We start from the raw sequence: 23,974 nt of genomic DNA, 5'->3' as shown, positions 1-23,974 counted from the left end.
TTAACGAGAGAACGAGCGTCTTCTCAGTAATTCGAGAGAATATTAATCTTTTTTCAAATGACTATTTTATAAAAAAGCCATTCTTGATAGCGTAGACAGTACTAGGCTCTGAAAGTCTTTTGATGCGGCACAACAATCACAAGGCCGGACTATGACGATGACGGATTCGTTTCCATTCCGCGACGCTTCTGCGCTCGCCGATGCCTATCGCCTGCAGCACTGTACCCCTGCAGAAGTCGTACAGGATGCGCTCGAACGCGCCGGTGCGGCTCCGCATGTCTTCATATCTCTGACCGCCGATCGCGCTCTGCGTGAAGCTGCTGCCTCCTCGGCACGCTGGCGGGCCGGCCAACCGCTGAGCGTCCTAGATGGGGTGCCTGTCGCCTGGAAGGATCTCTACGATGTTGCCGGGCATGTCACGACCGCGGGCGCCGCCCTGCGCCGCGACAGCGCTCCCGCTGAACGTGACGCGCCGCTCGTGACCCAGGCGTCGCGTGCCGGAATGATCTGTCTCGGCAAGACCAACTTGAGCGAATTTGCCTACTCAGGGCTCGGCCTCAATCCACACTTCGGCACGCCGACCAACCCATTCGACACGCATGAGCCGCGGATACCCGGCGGCTCCTCGTCCGGTTCCGCCGTTGCAGTCGCTACCGGCCTTGCACCTTTGGCGATGGGGACCGATACCGCCGGTTCGATCCGAGTGCCCGCAGCTTTCAACGGTCTGGTCGGCTATCGCGCCAGCGCCCATCGCTACTGTCATGATAGGGTCTTTCCGCTTGCACGCTCCCTTGACACCATGGGTCCCTTCGCTCGCAGCGTACGCGACGTCATCGCCTTTGACGCGCTACTACGTGGCCAGATCGGCCATGAACTCGGCACCGTATCGCTGTCCGGCCGGCGCTTCTTGGTCGATGAGGGTATATTAGCCGACTCGCGTATCGAACCGGCGGTGCGCGTCAATTTCGAGAGCACGATCAAAGCGCTCGTCGCGGCGGGGGGCATCATCGAACGGCGCGAAGCCACGGTCTTTCAGGATATTCTGGACCTGATTGCCCAGCACGGCTGGCTCGGCGGCGCCGAAGCCTTCGCGCTTCACGAGGCGCTGCTCAATACAAGCGCCGCCGAAGAGCTCGACCCGCGTGTCAGGACACGGCTGGAGAGCGCCCGGGAGCTGCGCGCCTCGACGCTTCTTCATCTTCAGGAGGCGCGCATACGCCTGAAAGACGCGATGCGAACCATGCTGGACGGTGCCTTTCTCATCACGCCCACCGTCGGTCATGTCGCCCCGCCGCTCGCCCCCCTTGAACAGGATACCGAACGTTTCTTCGCCACCAACAGCGCCACGCTGCGCCTGACGATGCCCGGCAGTTTGCTCGACATGCCCGGCATCGCCATGCCCAGCGGTTACGATACGCAAGGGTTGCCCACCAGTGTACTGATAGCGGCACCCAGCGGCGAAGACGAATGTTTATTGCGCACCGCGTTGGCATGCGAGCGCGCGCTTCAGCACTAGACGTCAGTAAGGCAGAAAATCAACAAGCTGAACAAACGCCCCACCACGACAAGGAGTATGAACAATGGCCAATAAAGAAATTTTCGTCTCTATCGGTGTCGATGTCGATGCAGTTGCCGGCTGGCTCGGTTCTTACGGCGGCGAGGATTCGCCGGACGACATCTCGCGCGGCCTGTTTGCTGGCGAAGTGGGTGCACCGCGGCTGCTAAAGCTGTTCGAACGCTACGGCCTAAAGACGACCTGGTTCGTACCCGGCCATTCGGCGGAAACCTTCCCCGAACAGATGAAAGCCGTGGCCGATGCGGGCCATGAGCTTGGCGTGCACGGCTACAGTCATGAAAATCCGATCGCGATGACGCCAGAGCAGGAAGAGGCCATTCTGGACCGGGGCATCGAGCTGATCACCCAACTCGCCGGCAAACCGCCGACTGGCTATGTCGCGCCGTGGTGGGAATTCAGTCCGATCACCAACGAGTTGCTGCTCAAGAAAGGCATCAAGTACGACCATAGCCTGATGCACAACGATTTCCATCCCTACTATGTGCGCGTCGGCGACAAGTGGACCAAGATCGACTACAGCCAGCATCCCGACACTTGGATGAAACCGTTGGAGCGCGGCGAGGAGACCGATCTGGTCGAGATTCCCGCCAATTGGTACCTCGACGACCTGCCGCCGATGATGTTCATCAAGAAGTCACCCAATAGCCATGGATTCGTCAATCCGCGCGACATTGAACAGATGTGGCGGGACCAGTTCGACTGGGTCTACCGCGAGATGGATTACGCTGTCTTCCCGATCACCATTCATCCTGACGTTTCCGGTCGCCCCCAGGTCCTTTTGATGCTTGAACGTCTGATCGAGCACATGCAGAGTCATGAGGGCGTTCGCTTCGTCACCATGAATGAAATTGCCGATGACTTCCTCAAGCGTCAGCCGCGTAACGGCTGATTTGCGTCCACGCACCACCTAGAGGCCGAAGCCATGAACAACAACAATGCTGCTCCTCCACTGAATGCCACGTTCCGTCCCGAGACACCATCGGCGGCCAGTGTCCGCTATGCCACCTGGATCGCCTTCTTTGCATGGGTATTTGCTGTCTACGACTTCATTCTATTCGGAACCTTGCTGCCCGAGATCGGGCGGCACTTCGGCTGGAACGAAGCCACTCAAGCCGGACTGGCAACCTGGATAGCGCTCGGCACCGCCGTGGTCGCGATCGGTATGGGGCCGTTCGTTGACCGCCTCGGTCGCCGTGCAGGTATCATCTTCACGGTCGGTGGTGCCGCTGTTTGCTCGGCATTGACCGCCGTCGGTGGCGCCTGGGGCAAGGGGCCGTTGGTGCTAATCCGCTCGGTCGCCGGGCTCGGCTACGCCGAACAGACCGTGAATGCCACTTATTTAAGTGAGCTGTACGCGGCCAGCGACGATCCCAAATTGCAAAAACGTCGCGGTTTCGTCTATAGCCTGGTCCAGAGCGGCTGGCCGGTGGGGGCGCTAATCGCTGCGGCATTGACGGCGATCCTGATGCCATTGATCGGTTGGCAGGGCTGCTTCGTCTTCGCTGCGATCCCCTCCCTGGTCATCGCCTTCATGGCACGCAAGCTGAAGGAGACGCCGCAATTCGAGCTTCATCGCGAAATTGCCCGTCTCAAGCAGCAGGGTGACACCAAAGGTGCACGTACCCTGGCCCAGGCCCATAACATCGATTTCGAATCGCATAGCAATGCCGGCCTGAAGGGGGCCTTGCAGGGCCCATCACGGCGAGCGCTGTTGATTCTTGGCGGTGCCATTCTGCTCAACTGGTTCGCCATTCAGGTGTTCAGCGTGCTGGGCACGTCGGTGATCGTCAGCGTGCATCACGTTTCGTTCGAGAACTCGCTGGTCATCCTGATTCTGTCCAACCTAGTTGGCTTCTGCGGTTATCTGGCCCATGGCTGGCTCGGCGACAAGATTGGACGACGCAACACCATCGGGCTTGGCTGGATCTGCGGCGGTATCGCCTTTGCCGCGATGCTCTTTGCTCCCAGCGCCTTCGTGCCGGTGGTTACACTGTACAGCATTGGCCTGTTCTTCCTGATCGGCCCGTACGCGGCGGCGCTGTTCTTCATCAGCGAAAGCTTCCCAACCAGCGTGCGTGCCTCAGCGGGTGCGTTGATCAACGCGATGGGGCCAATTGGCGCCTTGCTATCCGGTGCCGGTGCGACGACCATCCTGAGCCTTGGCGGCGATTGGCAGTGGGCGGCCCTGCTGTTCGGTGCGCTACCCTGTCTTCTGTCCGGTATCCTCATATTCGCCGCCCGCCACGTTGATCCGGCTAGCGTCCGCTGAACGGTACAGAGAGGGGACGACAATGAACTCACACGCTGAAAGTCAACGCGTCGCGTTGATTACCGGCGCCGCCAGCGGTATCGGTCAGGCGCTGGCCATCACTTACGCCAAGTCAGGCATCCACGTTGTCGGTGGCTATTTCCCCGGCGATCCCCATGACCCGGGCGAGACCGAAAGCGCACTGCGCCAGCACGATAGCGCCAGTACCATGGTCGCACTAGATGTGGCCAATAGCGCCTCGGTCGACGCCTTTGCCTCCGAGGCGATAACCCGCTTCGGTCGTATCGATATCGCCGTGGCCAACGCCGGTTTGCTGCGGCGCGCGTCAATTCTGGAAATGAGCGACGAGCGCTGGCACGAAATGCTCAACGTCGATCTCACCGGCGTGATGCGCACCTTTCGTGCCGCCGCTCGCCACATGAGCGAGGGGGGGGCCATGGTCGCGATCTCCTCAATCGCCGGCGGCGTCTACGGCTGGCAGGACCATGCGCACTATGCCGCGGCGAAATCCGGCGTACCAGGATTATGCCGCTCACTCGCCGTCGAGCTTGCGCCACGCGGGATTCGCTGTAACGCCGTCATTCCCGGCCTGATCGAAACCCCACAGTCGCTCGATGCTCAAAACTCGCTCGGGCCGGAGGGGCTTGCCCAGGCAGCGAAGAAGATCCCGCTGGGCCGTGTCGGGCACCCCACCGATGTGGCCGCCCTGGTACGCTTTCTGACCAGTGATGAAGCAGGCTACCTGACCGGACAGAGCATTGTCATCGATGGCGGCCTGACCGTACGCTGGCCCGACTAGGAGATTGCCATGAAAGGAATGCTCGAGAATCGTCGTACCGTGGTCAGCGGTGCTGCCAGCGGCATCGGCAAGGCGATCGCGTTGGCCTATGCTGAAGCCGGCGCCCGGCTCGTGCTACTGGATCGCGATGGCGAAGGGCTGGTCAAGACACGCGCTGCCTGCCGGGCGCAAGGCGGCGACGTAATCGAAATCACCGCCGACGTCGGTACGGTCGAGGGTGCGCGGGCCGGTGTCGAGGCTTGTCTCGCCCACTTCGGCGGCATCGACATCCTGGTTAATAATGCGGGCATGCTGACCCAAGCGCCCTGTACCGAGATGACCGTCGAGATGTGGGATACCATGCTCAACGTCGATCTGCGCTCGGTATTCATCGCCTCGCAGTGCGCCCTCCCGTCCATGCTTGAACAACGCTGGGGGCGTATCATCAATGTCGCTTCACAGCTCGGCATTAAAGGCGGCGCCGAACTTTGTCACTATGCCGCGGCCAAGGCTGGCGTGATTGGGTTCACCAAGTCCCTAGCGCTGGAAGTCAGTGATCACAACGTATTGGTCAATACTATCGCACCGGGACCGATCGAGACTCCTCTAGTCGATGGCATCAGTGCTCAATGGAAACAGGCCAAGGCGGCTGAACTGCCATTGAAGCGCTTCGGCTATGCCGACGAAGTGGCGCCTACCGCGGTACTGCTGGCTTCGGAGCCAGGCGGCAATCTCTACTGTGGCCAGACACTGGGGCCCAACTCGGGTGATGTCATGCCATGAGACTATCGAATATCGAAAGGAGATAACCATGTGTGGACTCTGCGGCCTACTCAATGACGGTAGCCACTGGAGCGACCCGCTGGCGAGCACACTTCCTGCCCGCCAGTTGCGCTATGCTCGTCTCAAGGCGCTGAACAAGGTGCTGACGCCTTATCGGTTGAAGCTGACAGACTTTCAGGGCTCGGGCTATGTGCTGTCGTCCCTGACCGGCCGCCAGGAAATGGTCAGTAACATCGACCAGCTCTGGCGTACGGCTGAAACATTAAGTGGCCGCACAATTGATCCTCTCGATCCCGAGCTGCTCGCGACCTTGGAGAATCACTGTGCAAGCGCGTGAGAAGGTTGATTATTCTACCCTGCCGGTCAGCGTGCTGACCGGCTTTCTCGGCAGCGGCAAGACAACGCTGCTACAGCGGTTGCTTGCCGGACAGCCCGCCGCCGAGACGGCGCTGTTGATCAATGAGGTGGGCGATGTTGGCATCGACCACCGCTTAGTCAGCGAGGTGGCGCCTGAGGTGCGGCTGCTGCCCAGTGGCTGCGTTTGCTGTTCGATTCGCGGCGAGCTCAAGGATGCGCTCCTGGAACTGTTCACCCTGCGCCAGCAAGGTGAGCTGCCACCGTTCAAGCGCATTCTGCTCGAGACCACGGGGCTGGCCGACCCGGCACCGATCCTAGCGACTCTTTCCCACGATTCTCAGCTACGCCATCATCTCAAGCTAGGCCAGATCATCACGCTTGTCGACGCCGTCAATGCCGAACTACAGCAATCGCTGCATCCGGAATGGCTGGCCCAGGTCACGGCAGCTGACAGACTGATCATCAGCAAGACGGATCTAACCGACCAGGCGGCGCTCGCCGCTACGAAACAGCGCCTTGCCGGACTCAACCCGACCGCCGAGCAGCTCGAAGCCCACCAGGTCATTGCCGGTGACGATCGCCTTTTCGCGACCGGCGCGCGCATGGAAGAAGACCTGCATCATGCAACCGCATGGCAGTATACGCTGCGCCGGGTAGCGAACAGCGATAGAACCTTGGCCTCGGATGCTCTTCACGGCACGACGCGTACGCTCAGTATCACCTTGGACGACCCGCTTGACTGGACCCATTTCGGCATCTGGCTGTCGATGTTGCTGCGTGCGCATGGCGACAAGGTGCTGCGCATGAAGGGAATTCTTAATATTGGCAAGGATCAACCTCCGGTCGCGCTCCATGGCGTGCAACATGTTCTGCACCCCCCGCTACACTTGCATCGCTGGCCGGACAATGATCATCGCTCTCAGCTGGTGTTCATCACCCGTGGACTCGAACCTACTCAGATAGAACGCTCGCTGACGACGTTTCTCGCTACTCTGGCGACCTGAGCGGAGAGCCCATATGGCAAACCTCGTCTCGCTTTCATCACGTCCTTCAGCATCACATATTACGCTGCGTGTGCTAGGCACCTCGGTCACATTACTTGAAATACTGCGCGAACGTGCCGAACAGGATTTGGGAATCAGGTTGGTTTATCGCGTCTGCAACGCACAGGAAGCGCAGCGAATCGCCGTCATGGAACCGCACAGCTATGACCTCTACGATCAATGGTTCCACAATATCGATTTTGTATGGCCAGCGCGCGCCATCCAGCCGATCGATATCTGTCGCATTCGGGATTGGGACGAGATCAATATGCTCGCCAAGTCCGGCAGCCTCGCCGAGAATGGCGAGATGAAGAGCAGTAGCGTACCGACTCATCGCCTGTATGTGCAGCATGACGGCAGACTCGGTGCTCGGCCTACAGAAGCGATCACGATGTTGCCGCTGACCCATAACGTCGACAGCTTTGTCTATCGTGCGGATGGTTTACCGCCCGGAGTGAGCGCCGAAGAAGAAAGCTGGGGATGGCTGCTCGACGATCGCTTTGCCGGCAAGGTAGCCCTACAGCGTGATGCCACAATCGGCGCGATCGATGCCGCACTTGCTGCCGCGGCCCAGGGGGAACGCTTCGGTGATATCGGCAATCTGACCCTCGACGAGATCGATCGGCTCACGGGTATACTCGCGGCCAAACATAGACGCGGCCATTTTGCTGACTTCTGGGCCAACGAGGCAGAAGCGATGCGTCTAATGGAGAATGAAAGCATCAGCGTGCAAAGCCTGTGGTCACCGGCACTGATGCGCCTGCATAAGCCCGATAGTGCTTATTGCCTCGCCAGGCCCAAGGAGGGGTATCGTGCCTGGTTTGGTGGCCTATGCCTGTCGCGCTGTCTGCAGGGTAAGGCGCTTGATGCGGCCTATGAGTATCTGAACTGGTGGCTATCGGGATGGCCCGGCGCCATCATGGCGCGCCAAGGCTATTACATCTCACTGCCGCAGCGTGCACGTCGCTACTTAAGCGATGATGAATGGCAGTATTGGTACGAGGGAAAACCCGCCCGAACGGTACTGCTGGGCGCCGATGGCTATCCTCTCATTCAAACGGGAGAGCGACGTGATGGTGGCTGTTACCGCTCGCGCATGGCACACATCGCCGTCTGGAACTCGGTCATGGACGAACACAACTACCTGGTACGGCACTGGACTCAGCTTCTTAATGAAGGTTCGTCTCATCAGCAATCTGCTTGAACAGTGACAGTAGCGCCATAACCAGTAACCCGCCGCTATCAGTCGGCGGCGTGCAACGTTGGCGCTGGGATTAGACAGCCTGCCTAGGTGCTTCTCCAGCTACGGACATGAGCAGAAAATCATGGAGTATCCTTGCCGCCGGGTTACCCATGGTGAGCGCTGTCCACGCTAGCCCTACGTCCATGCTAGCCACCGGATTGGACAGCGTGATGGTCTCCACCTTGCGCCCTTCCAACGACCAGGGGCGGTAGACCATATCCGACAGCACGGTGATTCCCAAGCCATTGGCTACCATGCTTCGTACCGATTCCACCGAGGATGTCTCAAACAGGATGGAAGGGCTTTGTCCGGCCGCACTCCAATAGCGCAAGGAGCTCAGCTTGCATTCATCTACCGTCAGCATGATATAGGGCTCAGCCACCAGATCGGCAAAAGCCACCGACTCGCGTGACAAGAGGGGATGACCACTTGCCACCCACAACCGGCGGGGCGAATGAATCAGCGTTCGATGGTGTAAATGCTCAACATCCTCCAGATTAGAGGTCAGCATCACCGCCATCTCGTAACGCCCCTCTTCCAAACCGGCTTCAATATCGTTCCTAGAGGCTTCAACTAGCTCTAACTGTATATCTGGATAGCGTCGTTGGAAGCGCGCCAGATGGGCCGGCAGGAAATAACCAACGACCGTATAGGATGTTGCGACACGGACATGGCCGACCAATCGCTCAGGTCGCCGGGGGATGTTAAAGGCATCTTCTACTGCGGTTAAGGCATGACGCGCCCGCTGAAGAAAGCGCCGGCCCTCGTAAGTGAGCGTCATTCCTTGTGCCCGGCGCAAGAAGAGCGGCATACCAAGATTGGCTTCGAGCTCACGAATGCCGGTGGTCACCGACGATTGCGAAATGTTGAGGTCGACTGCCGCCTGAGACACCTTGCCGGTTTCCGCCACTGCGATGAAATAGCGCAACTTTTTCAGAGAAATATCCATGACGGGCCTCTTCTTCTTAATCTTGTGAAAGAATTCCGCTGAGTAAGAGAGCTTACGAGGTATCGGTTTTTTTGGGAATGGGCAGCAGAAATTCGTATTTCCCAATGACAGGCTTCTGGCGTTAACTGGATTCGTCGATTTTTCAGAACGGACAGCGCCATGCCAACTACGACAACACAGCAAATCGATCTGAATGCCGACATGGGGGAAGGCTTTGGCCCCTGGGTCATAGGCGGCGGCATCGATCAGCGCATCATGCCCCATATCAGTTCGGCCAACATCGCAACCGGCTTTCATGCCGGAGATCCCCAGACCATGCGCCAGACCATCCGCGCCGCCGCAGCAGCCGGCGTACAGATCGGCGCCCACCCCGGCTTCCGCGATCTCGTCGGCTTTGGACGGCGGCACATTGCGGCGTCTCCCGAAGAACTCACCAACGATGTGCTCTATCAGCTTGGTGCACTGCGCGAAATGGCAGCGGCCGAAGGGCAAATGCTGCACCACATCAAGTTGCACGGTGCGCTTTATATGCATGCCGCCCGTGATAGGGATTTCAGCGCCGCCTTAATCAAGGCACTGCAGCAGTCTGCACCTACCCTGCCCGTCTACTGCATGCAATCGACGGCGCTGTACCAGGCGGCGACCGAGGCGGGGCAGCCGGTAGTGCGGGAGTTCTTCGCCGATCGGGACTACAACGCCGAGGGGCAGCTGGTCTTCGTCCGCCGCACCCAGGCGCTCGATCCCCAAACAGTCGCGGAGCGTGTAATGATCGCCTGTCGGGAAGGACGCGTCAGAGCCATCGATGATGAGTGGAGCGCCGTTGACTTCGATTCCATCTGCATACATAGCGACACGCCAGGCGCCGACCAACTTATAGCCGCCATCGTCGAATCTCTTCACCGTGCGGGTATTGCTGTCGCTCCGCCCGCTGCGGCCGAGCCATCGCCGGATCAGTGATTTCGACCTGATCTGATCATTAAGTGATAACAACAAGGATATTGATCCATGACTGAAACAGCGCTCAAGGCCCCTTTCCCAGGCGTGTTCTACCGTAGCCCCTCCCCTGATGACGCGCCCTTTCTTGAAGAAGGCCAGGCTATCACGGCGGGGGACACTATCGGTCTGCTTGAGGTCATGAAGCAGTTCAGTGAAATACCGGCAGAGGTCAGCGGGACAGTCGTGCGCTTTGTCGTCGAGGATGAAGCCGTTGTCGAAGCAGGCCAGACCTTATTGATCGTTGCCTCCGATGAGTGAGACCGCCTGCCATGATCAAGACGCTTTTAATCGCTAACCGGGGTGAAATAGCCCTCAGAATCGTGCGGGCGGCTCGTGAGCTCGGCATTCGCAGTATCGTCGCTCACTCTAGTGCAGATGCGGAGACGTTAGCCGTTCAGCTTGCTGATGACGCCATAGAGATTGGTCCGCCTCAGGCCAGCAAGAGTTACCTTAATGCCGAGGCCCTGATCGACGCGGCACGTCAGTATCAAGTCGATGCCATCCACCCGGGCTATGGCTTCCTGTCGGAAAATGCAGATTTTGCAGATGCCGTGCACCGAGCAGGGATTATCTTCGTCGGTCCGTCCGGAGACATCATTCGGCGCATGGGCGACAAGGCCGCCGCTCGACGCACGGCTAAGGCAGCGGGCGTTCCGGTCGTACCCGGTTCCGAAGGCGAAGTCCCCAGCGTTGAGCAAGCCTGCCGCCTAGCCGAAGAGATTGGCTATCCGATCATGATCAAGGCCTCCGCTGGCGGCGGCGGACGCGGCATTCGCATTGCCGGTAACCGTGAGGCGCTGATGAAGCAGATGCCGACCGCCCAGACGGAAGCACGCGCGGCCTTCGGCCACGGCGGCGTTTATCTGGAGCGCTTCATCCCTCAGGCCCGCCACATCGAAGTACAGATCTTGGGGGATGGCGAGCATGTCGTGCATCTCTTCGAACGGGAATGTTCATTGCAGCGCAGACGCCAGAAACTGATCGAGGAGAGCCCCTCGCCCGCCCTCGATGAAGCCACCCGCGCCGAACTATGCGAATCGGCGGTGACGCTGGCCCGCCATATCGGCTACAGCGGCGCCGGCACGCTTGAATATCTGTTCGATGAGCATCGCCGGGAATTCTTTTTCATCGAGATGAACACCCGCATTCAGGTAGAGCATCCGGTCACAGAGCAGATCACTGGCATCGATCTGATCCGTGAAATGCTGCTGATAGCGGACGGCAAGCCACTATCGCTGCAACAGTCGCATATTCACCGCTCTGGTGCGGCGATAGAGCTTCGCCTCAATGCGGAGGATCCGGATCAAGACTTTCGTCCTAGTCTCGGCACAATCGAGACGCTACGCTGGCCGAGTGGTCCTGGTATTCGAATCGAGAGCGGTCTTTATCCGGGCTACCGGATCCCACCGTTCTACGATGCCATGCTGGCCAAGCTGGTGATATGGGATCAAGACCGTCCAGCCGCGCTTGCCCGTGCGAGACGGGCATTGGATGAGCTGATCCTGGAAGGCGTCACCACTACCGCCAGCTTGCATGTACGGCTACTCGCCGACCCCCATGTCCGGGACGGTAATGTCCATAATCAGTTTCTCGAACAATGGCTAGAACACTATCAGCAGGAGGTCTCCGCATGAAAACGCTGACCCCGCGCTACAGCCCCGCAGGGGATGAATTCCTGTTTGTCGAGCTCGATGAGGAAATGTCTCTGGACGCCTTTTTCATGGGGCTGTCCATCACCTCGCGGCTGCGGGAAATGGCGCTGCCCGGCGTCGTGGAGATCTGTCCGGCCAATGCTTCCTTTCAGGTATGCTTCGACCCGGATCAGTTGCCCCTCGAGACGCTAACCGGAATACTCGAACGTCTGCACCGGGAGGTGGCGGCCGAGGAGGCGCCTACGCTCGAGACGAGAATCATCGATATTCCGGTTCTTTACAACGATCCCTGGACGCATGAGGTACTGATGCGTTTTCGCGAGCGTCATCAGACTCCCGATACGACCGATCTCGAATATGCGGCCCGTATCAACGGCTTCGATAGCATCGATGCATTCATCCGGGCCCATGCCGGCGCGCCCTGGTTCGTCTCGATGATCGGCTTCGTGGCCGGGCTACCGTTCATGTATCAGATGATCGCACGCGAGCGGCAGATTCAGGTTCCGAAATACCTACGCCCGCGTACCGACACGCCCAAGCAGACCGTTGGCTACGGTGGCTGCTTCACGGCCGTCTATTCGGTCCGTGGCGCAGGTGGCTATCAGATGTTCGGCATTACGCCGGCGCCCATCTATGATCCTGAGCGGAAGTTTTCCCATATTGATGATTCGATGGTCTTCTTCCGGCCCGGCGATATCGTGATGTTTCGCTCCATAGACCGTGATACTTACGACCAACTCGATGCCCAGGCGCAGGCCGGAGAATTTTCCATCGTGACCACGCCGTTTACCTTCGAGCTGGAGGCCTTCATGGCCGATCATGACGCCTATAACGCCACAATCCAACAGCGGATCATGGAGGCCCTCGATGCACATTGAAATTCTCAAGCCTGGGCTAGCCACGACCGTACAGGATTTGGGCCGTCAGGGTAATTATCATCTTGGCATCCCGCCTTCAGGTGGCATGGATCTCGCCTCGGTCAAAACGGCCAACTGGCTAGTCGGTAACGATGAAGATGCTGCTGTGCTCGAATGCTCCCTGATGGGTCCAACGCTGCGCTTCGCTACTGGCTGCCTGGTCGCGGCCTGTGGCGCCGATATGGCGCCTCTCGTCGATGGACAACCTCGTGCCATCAATACAGCCTTTTGCGTCCCCGAAGGCAGTGAACTGAGCTTTGGCTTCGTTCGTGACGGGGCCCGCCTTTATTTGGCCGTTGCCGGGGGTATTGATGTTCCTCACCAACTCGGCAGTCGCAGCACTTACACGCTCGGCCGGTTGGGAGGCGTAGAGGGTCGACCGCTTAAGGCCGAAGATCGACTGCCGCTGGCCCAGCCACAGCGCAACGTACCAGAGGGCAGAACGCTGCCGCACAACGACTGTCGTTTTTTCGGAAAATCACATGAGTTGCGCGTAGTAACGGGGCTCTACGAGCACCGGGTCATGCCCGAATCTATCGAGCAGTTCTACAGCGAGACGTGGTCGGTAGCATCCGAAGCCGATCGTATAGGTTACCGGCTTAAAGGTGGATCGGCTCTGACCTTCAAGGAACGGGAACCTCCCTTTGGCGCCGGTAGCGATCCATCCAATATAGTCGATGCTTGTTATCCGGTTGGTTCAATTCAGGTGCCTAGCGGCTCTGAGCCTATCATTCTTCACCGTGATGCTGTCTCCGGTGGCGGCTATGCCACCATTGCAACCGTCATTAGCGCCGATATGAACCGCGTGGGTCAGATGCAGCCCCATCACCAAGTGCACTTTACACGTGTCTCGATGGAAGAAGCGCTGCAGGCGCGTCGAGAAGAACAGAAGCGGCTTGAACGCTTAAAGTGCCTCTTGATCGGATAGTAAACTATCTTGGCTATATATTCTGGGCAGGCCATGCTCCTTTTCGCACCATTGTCGCCCGGTTCTGCCGGGCTTATTCTGCACACAGGCTGAGTGCATGATGCCTGACATTTATTTGTGCAACTGCCGCTGAACTTTTCGTATCTCCTTTCTGTCCGCAGTATCTAAGATTTCCCAATATTCGAAGCTATTCAACCCATGGTTTAACGCATGTTCCCGCGCCGCTTTCTTGTAATGAAGGCAGGGATGCCAAGTTTGTGTAGTTCTGCTATCGCCTACATGGGCGCCACAGTTATCGGCGTACTTGATCCCAGCAGAACGCCATCAATAGTTTTTTCATGAGTATATTCGATGGTGTTTACGCATATATGGATACGTTCATCGAAAGTTTAGAACCTCGGAACACTATGGGTGGTAACGACAAACCAAGACAACGCAGGTTGAAAATTGCGCCTGTTTGGAAACAATACAGAAGTTGAAGTCCAGTTGTTCGATGATCACGATACCGCGTTGTCTCATGGAGTTGTGTGGATCTGTCAGGATGTTGACTAATACGGGGATCGCATCTGGCGGCATAGTGGATGTACCTGCTCTGGCAGCCCCAGAGCCAATGACGAGGTGGCAGCTCACCTCTGCTAGGTTTGTAATGCATCTTCTCCTGGTTGCCTTGAGAATCCGAATAGCGCTGCCTTCGTTACCCGCCATTGAATCGGGAATGGCAATACGTTTTTATCACCCAAGCCATAACGGATGTTCTTCGGGCGCACATCATCAAAGCATTTTGCTGTGTTTCAGCAACCCCTTTATCAACATATATAGGCCTGTACAGCTACTCCAGTCTATTCCCATATTATAAATCCCAAAAATAGAGCTACCCGAAAATGCATACCGTTGAAAAGGATTGATTTCATCGTCTGGAAATAGATCTGACGGGTATTGATGAAGCATGAAGAAGAAAAGTACCCATCCCACAGCAAGCATGAGGACGACAAAACCATTTTAGGATGGAGACTATATGCCAGTCGCGATGATATCTTGCATTAAAACGAAACAGAAAGTACTCGCGGTAGTGCTCAACGATTACCTCGACACGCTGCGAGATATTGTACAGATGCAGCCGCACTCAGCGTGCTAGCGTGCGCGAAGCCTTCTTCGACTCGACCTCCTGATCTTCTCCGTCAGGATGGGCAAGCTTCCATGCAGTGCTATAAGTGGTGTAGTTCTTGAGCACGTCAAGGATAAAATCCTCCTCGATGGCCTGGCGCATCGACGGCTCAGGCTATTGTCGCTGCTTATCGGCTGCTCAGGGTCAGGTGGACGCCCGAACAGCTCCGACGTCTTGGCTTTAGGCATGGCAGTGAGGGCGTAGTAGCTGATGCTGGCGCTGGGCTGGCGGGCCGATACGGCAGCATCGAGTAGTTCTTCAGCGCTGATTTCGTCAAAGTCGCCGTTATCCTCGCTATTCTCGTTTCACCTTGGCTAGCGCCCAGCAAAGCTTTGAGCTTACTAGCCGACGAACCAGCCTGCGAGGAGTGAGCCTCATCAGCAATCACCGCATAGCAGCCATTAGCCAACTGTGGACACTTGTCGAGGGCATCAAACAGCGCCGGGAAAATCTGGATAGTAACAATGATAATGCGCGCTTTGGTGAGCCGCGCCATGATGACCTGCGCTTCGCGGTGCTAGAAAAAACTCTGGCCTGAATATTCGGGTGTTTCACTTGAAACACCCGCTCTTTCTCTATATTAGTGCGCCCCCTCTTCCCTTTTCATCTTAAGCCAGTTGATGACCCCACCCGCCTTTAAAATGGCGCGCTGGCGTGCACTCAGCTGATGTTGAAGCATCACGGCGGTGCCATCAGCCAGTCGCGCCTTGATGTTCTCCCCCTGCTCAAGCTGCTCGCCGGGAGCCTCTATCGTAACGCTGGCGCTTTCGACCAGGCGCTGATGATCATTTTTATCACACAGCGTCAGCGGCAGCACGCCGAAGCTAACCAGATTCTGCCAGTGAATTCGGGCAAAACTTTTGGCGATCACTGCCTCCAGACCCAGATAGCGCGGCACCAGCGCGGCGTTCTCACGGCTCGAGCCCTGACCGTAGTTTTTACCGGCCACAATGATGTGTCCCAGTTGGCTCTTTTGCGCACGCTGGGCATAGCCTTTATCCACTGCCTCAAAGGTGAAGGCAGCAGAAGCCGACACATCGCTCCACAGCGGCAGCACGCGACTGCCGGCAGGCATGATGTCATCGGTGGAAATATTATCGCCCACCACCAGCAGCACCGGCGCCTCGATGCGCGCTGACAGCGGCGCCAGCATGGGCAGTGCCGGCGTGTGGGTGGTGGCCAGCATTACCGGGCGCTGTGTGTCAGGCTCGGGTGGCGCGACAAACATGCGGGGGTCGACCACCATCTCGCTGGGCTCATCAATTCGCGGCGCCGGACGGCCCAGCATGCGCGGATCGGTGATCACGCCTGCAAGCGCTGAGGCCGCGGCGGTTTCGGCGCTGCACAAAAAGACGCTGTCCTCCAAAGTGCCGGAGCGGCCCGGGAAGTTTCGCGGCACGGTGCGCAGGCTGTTGCGCCCTGCCGCCGGCGCCTGCCCCATGCCGATGCAGCCGTTACAGCCGGCCTGATGCAGGCGAGCGCCGGCACTGACCAGCGCTTCCAGATACCCCTCGCGCGCCAGCGTTGCCAGCACCTGACGGCTTGATGGGTTGATATCCAGCGATACGCCCGGATGAACCATCTGCCCGCGCACGATGTCGGCGGCGATGGCAAAGTCACGAAAACCGGGCGAACCCGAGGAGCCAATGTAGGCCTGATAGAGCGGCTCGCCGGCGGCTTCGCGTACCGTCACCACATTGTCCGGGCTCGAGGGGCGGGCAATCATGGGTTCAAGCGCGGCCAGATCGATGTGATCCGTCAGGTCGTACCGGCAGCCGGCATCGCTGCTCAGGGCGCGGAAGTCGGCTTCGCGACCGCGGGCCTTCAAGAAGGTACGCACGGCCTCATCGGCGGGAAACACGCTGCTGGTGGCACCCATTTCGGTTCCCATGTTGGCGATCACGTGACGATCCATGACCGAGAGGGCCGCCAGCCCCGGGCCGTGATACTCGAGAATGCAGTTGGTCGCCCCGGCCACGCCGTGGCGGCGCAGCAGCTCCAGCACCACATCGCGGGCGCTGACCCAGTCGGGCAGCGCGCCCTCGAGATATATGCCCATGACGCGAGGCATGGTGATATAGAGTGGCTCGCCGGCCATGGCCTGGGCGATCTCGATACCGCCGGCGCCGAGGGCGAGCATACCGAGCGCCCCGGCGGCCGGGGTATGGCTGTCGCAGCCGGCCAGACTCTCGCCGGGACGGCCGAAATACTCCATGTGCACCGGGTGGCTGATGCCGTTGCCCGGACCGCTGTAAATCACTCCCAGCCGCTGGCAGGCCCGCTCCAGAAAGAGGTGCGCCTCGGCGTTAAGACCATCCTGCTGCACCAGCGCGTGATCGACATACTGCACGCTGGGCGAGGTCACCACCCGCTCCACCCCCATCGCCTCTAGCTCCAGCATCACCAGCGTGCCGAGCACGTCCTGCAAAAGCGCCTGATCGATGCGCAGCGCCACCTCCTCTCCCGGTATCATTTGTCCGGAGACCAGATGCGCAGCGATCAGCTTGTGGGTCAGTGTCTGTGCCATGTTTTTCTCCTCGCCCAGATGGCTAGTTCGACAGGGCAATCACGCTGCGCGCATGGCGCTGAGCGCTGGCATCGGCACTCGAGAGCAGCGTGCCGCCGACACAGATCCCCACGTTGAGCAGCAGGCCCCACAGGCCGCTGTAGATGCCCAGCGGGCGATAGCCCATAAAGGTCAGCACTCCGGCGAACACGGCACCTGCCAGCATGCCGGCAAACACCGACTGGCTATTGAGCCGCGTCCAGTAGAGGCCCAGCACCAGGGCCGGCGCGGTCTGAATCAGCAGCTCGAACTTGAGCACAAAAATCTGATAGAGCGTGGCGGGCGGATACCAGGCGATCACAATCAGCACTGCCACGGCCACCAGTCCCACGAGCTTGCCGGCCAGCACCTTCTGATGCTCGCTGGCATCGGGACGAATATAGCGCCCGTAAAGGTCGTTGGAGACAATGGAGGAGAAGGTAAGCAGCACCGAGTCAGCGGTGGAGACGATCGCGGCGATCACGCCGCCAAAAAGCAGCACCATGGCCCAGTAGAAGAACGTGTTCTGATTGGCGAGTGCGTTGGCCATCATCCCGACCAGCTGCTCGGACTCGGCCGTGGAGAGCCCCGGAAAAGCCGAGATGCCGATAATCCCCACCATGAACACCACACCGGCGGTGAGAAACGGCATGTAGGCCATGCGAATGAACGAGCGCTTGAGCGCGTGCTCGCTTTTGGCCGAGAAGATGCGCTGTACCGCATGGGGATAGATCGCCGCCCCGATGCCGACCAGCAACAGCAGACTGAACCAGCGGGTCAGCCCCTGGCCATCCGGCGGGTTGAGCTTTTCAGGCGACGAGAGCTGCATCTGCTCGGCCGCAGCCGAGAAGCCACCGAAGTAGTACAGCGAGCCAATCAAGAGCGTGAACACCCCAAACAGCAGCGCCAGCCCCTGAATGGTGTCCGTCCAGGCCACCGAGCGCATGCCGCCCAGCCAGCTGTAGGCCACCATGATGATGATGAAAAAGACCACGCCGACCTGGTAGGGAATGGTACCGCCCGTCAGACCGGAAACGCCCTGACCGATGGCCACGAACTGTTCAAGCATGTAGTTGCCAAGCCCATAGAGCATCAGGATCGCGGCCAGAATGCTGATCCTTTTGGAGCGAAAGCGCATCTCGATCCAGTCCACCGGCGTCAGCAGACTGAAGCGGCGCCCCAGCGCATACAGGCGTGGCGCAAAGAACAGATACACCATGATGATCATGATGAAAAATGGCACCGACACCAGATACTGATAGCCCATCCGGTAAGTGGTGGGCGGGTAGCCGATCACCGTATTGCCGCTGTACTGGGTGGCAAAGAAGGTAAAAAAGAGCACCATCACGCCCAGGCCACGCCCGCCGAGATAGTACTCATCAAGGCTTTCACGCATGCCGCGATTGCGCAAAAAGGCATATACCCCGACGGCCAGCATCAAAAAGCCGTAAAGCGCCAGTACAAACACACCCGACCAGCCGCTGAATGCAAGTTCGATCTCCATGCCTTACTCCTCCCGGCTGCCATTGCGCTTGTTGTGATCGCCATAAATCTCGTCGCTGTCGGTATGCCACTGGGTCAGCACCACCCAGGTGATGAATACCGACAGCGCCAGTGAGGCCAGCAGGGTTATCAGCGCCCACAGCGGTACGCCCATGATCAGATAGGAAGATATGCCGGCTGGAAAATACCAGGGGTTGATCAGCGCGAAGAGCACGATAAAACCGATCCAGACAGGCTTTTTGCGAATCGGCTCAGATATCCTGGGTGTCATGAGTCTCTCTCCTGGCCATGAACCGCCGCCACCGGGGCGGCAATAGGGGATAACCCCTAGACTCTAGCCAGCCGAGTAGAGCGCTGAATATTGATCAATGAACAAGCAGCACTTCGTCATTGACGAAGCATCAAGACCAAGGTAGCAGCGCTTGGACCTTGGTCGCAGAGCTCCCTGAAGCCTTCGCTTATGGTCGGCTGTGGCCCGGCAGCGCTTACGGCGTGGCGCTGTCTTCCTCACCACAGCGCAGCAGATGATCCACCAGCTGCCGGGCAATCACCGGCAGAGCGTTGTAATCACGCATGACCAGATGCAGCTCGCGAAGAGCCCACTCATCGGTCAATGGAATGGTGGCCAACGATAGCCCATGACGCTCGGCACTGACGGCACGATACGGCAGTACGCCGACCCCCATGCCACGATCAATCATGCGACAGATTCCCTCAAAGCTGCGTACCTGGATACGCATGCGCAGCGGCTGCTCAAACTGGTGCGCACCGCGCTGCAAAAGCCCATGCAGCGAGGCATCCTGTTCAAGGCCGATGAAATCGTTATCCAGCGCCTCTTCCAGCGCCACCTGCGTATTGTCAGCCAGCCGGTGATGGCCGGGCACAACCAGCACCAGCCGGTCACGTCGCCACAGGCGCGCATCCAGGCCCTCCGCCGGCACGTGGCCGGTATACAAACCGATATCGGCCAGACCATCGCGCACGGCTGTCACGATTTCATGGCTCAGTCGCTCCTTCATGTCGATGCGGATCTGCGGGAAGCGATCCATGAATCCGCCCAGATCGTCCGGGAGAAACTCGATCACGGAGGAGGTATTGGCATGCAGGCGAACATGCCCCTTGATACCGATGCGATACTCGCTCATGTCGGCATCCAGCTGAGAGAGATTTTCAAGCATCAAACGAGCGTGGTGTAAAAAGGCGTGCCCTGCAGCACTCAGCTCGATACCCCGCGGGCGGCGGTACAAAAGCGATATGCCCAGCTGCATTTCCAGGTCACTGATGCGCTTGCTGACGGCGGCCAACGCCAGATGCTCGCGCTCGGCGGCGCGGGTCAGGCTGTGCTCGTCGGCAATCGCAACAAAAAGCTTTAGGGTGACAAAATCAAGACGCTTCATGGCGCCCTCCACTCAGCAGGTCGTCCAGCCTAGCAGTGTCTTCGTCAGTCGCGAATGCTGCCTTGGTCAAATTCCAATTGTGATGCTGCCCGGGGCTCGGCCATGCTCGCTTTTGTACCCTTACCCGGGAGCGGACAGCCATGACAACCCATGACAACCCATCTGCCATAGATGAACAGACACCGGCTCTGGCCGGTTTGAAGGTACTGGAAATGGGTCAGCTGATTGCCGGACCGTTTGCCACCAAACTGCTCGGCGAGTTCGGTGCCGATGTGATCAAGATCGAACCGCCCAACACCGGCGACCCGCTGCGTCGCTGGCGCATTCTCGAACAAGGCACGTCACTGTGGTGGCATGTCCAGACCCGCAACAAGCGTTCGCTGTCGCTGGATCTGAGAAGCGAGGAGGGTCAGGAGATCGTGCGCCGCCTCGTGGACGAGGCTGATATCGTGGTGGAGAACTTTCGCCCCGGTACGCTTGAGAAGTGGGGGCTGGGCTGGGAGGCGCTGAGTGCGCGCAATCCAGAGCTGATCATGGTGCGCATCTCAGGCTACGGCCAGACCGGCCCCTACCGCGACCGGCCGGGCTTTGGCGTGATCGGTGAAGCAATGGGCGGACTGCGCTATCTATCGGGCCATCCCGGCGAGCGCTCGGTGCGCGTGGGTGTAAGCCTTGGGGATTCACTGTCAGCACTTTACGGGGTAATCGGCGCGCTGCTCGCGCTGCAGGAGCGTCACCGCAGCGGCCGTGGGCAATACATCGACGTGGCGCTTTATGAGTCGGTATTTGCCATGATGGAGAGCCTAGTGCCCGAATATGACGGCGCTGATGTGATTCGCGAGCCCAGCGGCAGCGCTCTGCCCGGTATCACCCCCTCGAATGCCTATCCCTGCCGGGGCGATGAGCATGTCCTGATTGCTGGCAATGGCGACAGCATCTATAGACGCCTGATGCAGGCGATCGGTCGCCCGGAACTGGCTGATGAACCCGAGCTTGCCCACAACGATGGTCGCTCACGTCACGCCGAGCGCATTGATGCCGCGATTGCCAACTGGACATCACGCCACAGCCGCGAACACGTGCTGAGCGTACTGGACGCCGCCGGCGTGCCGGTGGGCTTTCCCTATACGGCACGCGATATCGTCGAGGACCCGCACTACCAGGCCCGACGCATGGTCGAAACCATCACCACCGAGACCGGTCGCCGTCTGAAGGTCCCCGGGGTCATGCCAAAATTAAGTCGCACTCCGGGGCGCATCGAGGGCGGTGGCCCGCGACTGGGCCAGCATACCCGAGCGGTGCTCGATGAGCTGGGCATCGATGCCGATACACAGCAGGCGCTCTTTGAGCGTGGGGTACTGTTTGAACAGTCTACCCCTGACGACAGAACAAAAGATGCCGGGGAGACACACTGACATGGCACAACGCATCTTTATTAACGAGGTGGCCCCGCGTGATGGCCTGCAGATCGAGGCGCGTTTTGTGCCGACACCTGACAAGATCGCGCTGATTGATGCCCTCTCCCGCACCGGTGTGGCCAAAATCGAGGCGACCTCATTTACCTCACCCAAAGCGATTCCCAATCTGGCCGATGCCGGTGACGTGATGGCCGGTATCACCCGCCACGAGGACGTGGACTACGTGGCGCTGGTGCCCAACGAGCGCGGGGCCGAGCGGGCGTTGGCAGCGGGGGTGGATGAGCTCAACCTAGTGCTCTCGGCAAGCGACAGCCACGGCCTTGCTAACCTGCGCATGACGCCTTGGCAGTCACTGGCGCGCTTTGAACACATGATTGCGCTGGCACGCGGCAGTAATGTGAGTATCAACGCCTCCATTTCAACCACCTTTGGCTGCCCCTTTGAAGGGGACGTACCGGCCTCAAGGATTCTAGAGATAGTCAGGGCGCTAGCCGCGCTCGGGGTCGATGGTATCACGCTCTGCGATACCACCGGCATGGCCAATCCACAACAAGTCAGCGCGCTGTGCAAGGACGTCATTAAGCGCCATCCCGAGCTTCTGCTCACCCTGCATGTCCATGACACCCGCGGCATGGGACTGGCCAATGCGCTCGCGGCTTGGCAGGCTGGCATTATCCGCTTTGATGCCGCGCTGGGCGGGCTGGGCGGATGCCCCTTTGCCCCTGGCGCTAGCGGCAATGTCTGCAGCGAGGATCTGGTGCACATGTTCGAGACGATGGGCCTCGACACCGGGGTGGATCTCGATGCCCTGCTGGCAGTGGCTGAAACATTACCGGCTTTGGTGGGACACGAGGTACCGGGACAGGTAGTCAAGGCTGGACGCTCGAGTCGGCGCTATCCGCTGCCAGCGCATGTCGCCCGGGGCTGACCGGGCGCATGCCGATCTTGTGAATCAGTGATGCCACCGGGCGCCGACATCATTGAGCCGCCAGACCGGCACGCAGATAATCGATCAAAGCCCCGAAGCGGCGCGGGCGAAAGTGATTCTTGACCATAATGGCGTGCAGCCCGGCCTCGGGCGGCATGAAGTCATCCAGCACCGTTTCAAACGCACCGTGGCACAGCAATCCAGTCTCTCCGTCCAGTACCCATCGTTTCAGGCTAGCTCGCCGTCTTACTGTGTATCCCGACCTTGTGGTACGCAGTCTTGATTCGTCATACGGCTCTCCCTCCCTCCGGTGTTGCATGTGACTTGGATAGCGGTACGCGGCTATAGCGCAGCAGAGTCGTCGGGATTGCGTTTGCCATTTTCAGCGATTTGGCCTGCGAGGGTGGCTTCACGAGAGTCTCAAAAATAAGGGAAAGAGAATGGTTTCAACTAAGGATGCCTACCAGAAAGCGCTTCTTAGGCTTCGTGACGAGAAGAGATTCCTCAACACTCAGTTCCTGGCCCTGTTACGGGCTCAGTATGCAGCGCCAGCACATACCATTACGGCAACCGAACTGGCACGGGCAGTCAGGTATGAGAATTACAATGCCGCCAACCTGCATTACGGAACGCTGGCCGCAAAGTGGCTAAAAAGCTGGGGTACGAGCCGCCCAAGCGAAGCAATGGTGAGCCGATGTGGTTCTGGACTTTATCGACCGGTAACGAGGTGGTCACCAACCCCGATGGCTATTATGGGTTCGTAATGCGACCTGAACTGGTCCAGGCGCTGGAAGAAATGAGATGGGTGAAGTAACGATCAAACAACCAAACGCTGTACTGTGCACGGACCACCGTCTTCGGCGGGGTTGTACCTTCCAGCATATTGGCATGTTTTGATCTGCTTTAGCTACGGTTGAAAGGGCTTTCCCACCTGCCCCGGTCGTGTGCCGGGGCGTTCTCCTTACAGGATCGGGTAGCTCATATTTTCCAAACCCATAATCCCATAGACCCATTCCAGATTTTTCTTAGTGGGCTCGTCCTTGCGAAGCCAGCGAACCGACAGCCCCAGATAACAGGCCCACAGAACGCCTTTCTTGAATGGCAGCCATCGCCGGGTCTTTGCCATGACTTCGTGTACTGGTTCACCAGTTTGTACTGGTAACTTCCTGCCGTGTATTTTGCGGCGTCGAAAGCTTGCTGGTAGTGAATGGCAGCAGACGTACAATCTTCGGCACGGTAGCAGAGCACGCCACGCAGCCAGTGCAGGAGCCAGGCAAGCCGGTCTGCAACATCCGCCTGGGCCATGTCCACCTCGAGCGCATCGATTGTCTCGAGAGTAATACTGGTGTCCTTTCGTAGCGACAGGCCACGCTGGATCATCAACTCGATACCCAATGGGGGGTACTGGCGCCAGTGCGACGCAGCGTCCAGAGTGACGCGAGCTGCATAGGAACCATACTTGCCCTCGACCCACGAGAATTCAATCCGATGGGGCACACGTCATGGTTTGATGAATTTCTTTATCAG

Annotated in this window: 23 protein-coding genes; 15 read left to right on the top strand and 8 right to left on the bottom strand. The window is 58.9% G+C overall.

What is annotated here, in order from left to right; all coding sequences use genetic code 11:
• Nucleotides 1-157: 157 nt before the first annotated feature.
• From C3Z11_RS10630 to C3Z11_RS10595, 8 genes are all read left to right on the top strand, one after another.
• Nucleotides 158-1,516, top strand: a complete 1,359-nt coding sequence (locus C3Z11_RS10630; RefSeq protein WP_262927355.1) for an amidase — start codon at nt 158-160, stop codon at nt 1,514-1,516.
• 64 nt (nt 1,517-1,580) lie between these two features.
• Nucleotides 1,581-2,465, top strand: a complete 885-nt coding sequence (locus C3Z11_RS10625; protein ID WP_106477931.1) for a polysaccharide deacetylase family protein — start codon at nt 1,581-1,583, stop codon at nt 2,463-2,465.
• A 33-nt stretch (nt 2,466-2,498) separates the two neighbouring features.
• On the top strand, nt 2,499-3,845 hold the full coding sequence (locus tag C3Z11_RS10620) for an MFS transporter (protein ID WP_106477930.1): 1,347 nt from the start codon (nt 2,499-2,501) through the stop codon (nt 3,843-3,845).
• A gap of 22 nt (nt 3,846-3,867) precedes the next feature.
• Nucleotides 3,868-4,644 (top strand): SDR family NAD(P)-dependent oxidoreductase, encoded by a 777-nt coding sequence (locus C3Z11_RS10615; protein WP_106477929.1) that lies wholly within the window; start codon nt 3,868-3,870, stop codon nt 4,642-4,644.
• Between the two features lie 9 nt (nt 4,645-4,653).
• Nucleotides 4,654-5,406 carry an SDR family NAD(P)-dependent oxidoreductase gene (locus tag C3Z11_RS10610; RefSeq protein ID WP_106477928.1) on the top strand — a complete coding sequence of 251 codons (753 nt, stop codon included), beginning with the start codon at nt 4,654-4,656 and terminating at the stop codon, nt 5,404-5,406.
• Nucleotides 5,407-5,434: 28 nt separating this feature from the next.
• Nucleotides 5,435-5,743 (top strand): hypothetical protein, encoded by a 309-nt coding sequence (locus C3Z11_RS10605; RefSeq protein WP_106477927.1) that lies wholly within the window; start codon nt 5,435-5,437, stop codon nt 5,741-5,743.
• Nucleotides 5,730-6,767 carry a CobW family GTP-binding protein gene (locus C3Z11_RS10600; protein ID WP_106477926.1) on the top strand — a complete coding sequence of 346 codons (1,038 nt, stop codon included), beginning with the start codon at nt 5,730-5,732 and terminating at the stop codon, nt 6,765-6,767. Before C3Z11_RS10605 ends, C3Z11_RS10600 begins: the two co-directional genes overlap by 14 nt.
• Nucleotides 6,768-6,780: 13 nt before the next feature.
• Entirely contained in the window at nt 6,781-8,010 is a 1,230-nt protein-coding gene (locus C3Z11_RS10595; protein WP_106477925.1) for an ABC transporter substrate-binding protein, read from the top strand.
• Nucleotides 8,011-8,080: 70 nt separating this feature from the next.
• On the opposite strand, the gene C3Z11_RS10590 is transcribed toward C3Z11_RS10595, so the two are convergent.
• Nucleotides 8,081-8,998 (bottom strand): LysR family transcriptional regulator, encoded by a 918-nt coding sequence (locus C3Z11_RS10590; RefSeq protein ID WP_158701002.1) that lies wholly within the window; start codon nt 8,996-8,998, stop codon nt 8,081-8,083.
• A 159-nt stretch (nt 8,999-9,157) separates the two neighbouring features.
• Here C3Z11_RS10590 and C3Z11_RS10585 point away from each other — a divergent pair, with 159 nt between their 5' ends.
• From C3Z11_RS10585 to C3Z11_RS10565, 5 genes are read left to right on the top strand one after another with little or no spacing between them, the layout of a single operon-like run.
• On the top strand, nt 9,158-9,955 hold the full coding sequence (locus C3Z11_RS10585) for a 5-oxoprolinase subunit PxpA (protein ID WP_106477923.1): 798 nt from the start codon (nt 9,158-9,160) through the stop codon (nt 9,953-9,955).
• Between the two features lie 48 nt (nt 9,956-10,003).
• Nucleotides 10,004-10,252 (top strand): acetyl-CoA carboxylase, encoded by a 249-nt coding sequence (locus tag C3Z11_RS10580; RefSeq protein WP_106477922.1) that lies wholly within the window; start codon nt 10,004-10,006, stop codon nt 10,250-10,252.
• Between the two features lie 11 nt (nt 10,253-10,263).
• Nucleotides 10,264-11,628 carry an acetyl-CoA carboxylase biotin carboxylase subunit gene (locus tag C3Z11_RS10575; protein WP_106477921.1) on the top strand — a complete coding sequence of 455 codons (1,365 nt, stop codon included), beginning with the start codon at nt 10,264-10,266 and terminating at the stop codon, nt 11,626-11,628.
• A complete protein-coding gene (locus tag C3Z11_RS10570; protein ID WP_262927354.1) occupies nt 11,625-12,524 on the top strand; it encodes a 5-oxoprolinase subunit B family protein in 900 nt (299 codons plus the stop codon). The genes C3Z11_RS10575 and C3Z11_RS10570 overlap by 4 nt, the downstream gene beginning before the upstream one ends.
• Nucleotides 12,514-13,491 (top strand): 5-oxoprolinase subunit C family protein, encoded by a 978-nt coding sequence (locus C3Z11_RS10565; RefSeq protein WP_106477920.1) that lies wholly within the window; start codon nt 12,514-12,516, stop codon nt 13,489-13,491. The genes C3Z11_RS10570 and C3Z11_RS10565 overlap by 11 nt, the downstream gene beginning before the upstream one ends.
• 1,123 nt (nt 13,492-14,614) lie before the next feature.
• Here the strand turns inward: C3Z11_RS10565 and C3Z11_RS17085 are convergent.
• The 5 genes from C3Z11_RS17085 to C3Z11_RS10540 form a co-directional block, all read right to left on the bottom strand.
• Complete coding sequence (locus C3Z11_RS17085) at nt 14,615-14,758, bottom strand: hypothetical protein (RefSeq protein WP_262927353.1); 144 nt, start codon at nt 14,756-14,758, stop codon at nt 14,615-14,617.
• A gap of 478 nt (nt 14,759-15,236) precedes the next feature.
• A complete protein-coding gene (locus tag C3Z11_RS10555; protein WP_262927352.1) occupies nt 15,237-17,222 on the bottom strand; it encodes an aconitate hydratase in 1,986 nt (661 codons plus the stop codon).
• Complete coding sequence (locus C3Z11_RS10550) at nt 17,206-18,705, bottom strand: sodium:solute symporter family protein (RefSeq protein WP_106477918.1); 1,500 nt, start codon at nt 18,703-18,705, stop codon at nt 17,206-17,208. Before C3Z11_RS10550 ends, C3Z11_RS10555 begins: the two co-directional genes overlap by 17 nt.
• A gap of 3 nt (nt 18,706-18,708) precedes the next feature.
• Entirely contained in the window at nt 18,709-18,975 is a 267-nt protein-coding gene (locus C3Z11_RS10545; protein WP_106477917.1) for a hypothetical protein, read from the bottom strand.
• A gap of 214 nt (nt 18,976-19,189) precedes the next feature.
• Nucleotides 19,190-20,101, bottom strand: a complete 912-nt coding sequence (locus tag C3Z11_RS10540; protein ID WP_106477916.1) for a LysR family transcriptional regulator — start codon at nt 20,099-20,101, stop codon at nt 19,190-19,192.
• Between the two features lie 140 nt (nt 20,102-20,241).
• Here C3Z11_RS10540 and C3Z11_RS10535 point away from each other — a divergent pair, with 140 nt between their 5' ends.
• The gene (locus C3Z11_RS10535; RefSeq protein WP_106477915.1) at nt 20,242-21,516 is read left to right on the top strand and encodes a CaiB/BaiF CoA transferase family protein; all 1,275 of its coding nucleotides are present in this window, start codon (nt 20,242-20,244) and stop codon (nt 21,514-21,516) included.
• A 1-nt stretch (nt 21,517) separates the two neighbouring features.
• Nucleotides 21,518-22,447, top strand: a complete 930-nt coding sequence (locus tag C3Z11_RS10530; protein ID WP_106477914.1) for a hydroxymethylglutaryl-CoA lyase — start codon at nt 21,518-21,520, stop codon at nt 22,445-22,447.
• Between the two features lie 49 nt (nt 22,448-22,496).
• Here the strand turns inward: C3Z11_RS10530 and C3Z11_RS16845 are convergent, their stop codons facing one another.
• Nucleotides 22,497-22,646 carry a hypothetical protein gene (locus C3Z11_RS16845; RefSeq protein WP_158701001.1) on the bottom strand — a complete coding sequence of 50 codons (150 nt, stop codon included), beginning with the start codon at nt 22,644-22,646 and terminating at the stop codon, nt 22,497-22,499.
• Nucleotides 22,647-23,425: 779 nt separating this feature from the next.
• The gene (locus tag C3Z11_RS10520; protein WP_158701000.1) at nt 23,426-23,827 is read right to left on the bottom strand and encodes a hypothetical protein; all 402 of its coding nucleotides are present in this window, start codon (nt 23,825-23,827) and stop codon (nt 23,426-23,428) included.
• Between the last annotated feature and the right edge of the window lie 147 nt (nt 23,828-23,974).

Origin of the sequence: Phytohalomonas tamaricis, from assembly GCF_003012345.1 — a bacterium.
GTDB classification, from domain to species: domain Bacteria; phylum Pseudomonadota; class Gammaproteobacteria; order Pseudomonadales; family Halomonadaceae; genus Phytohalomonas; species Phytohalomonas tamaricis.
Note: the sequence above shows the minus strand (reverse complement) of the source record. Positions and strands in the feature narration are given on the sequence as shown.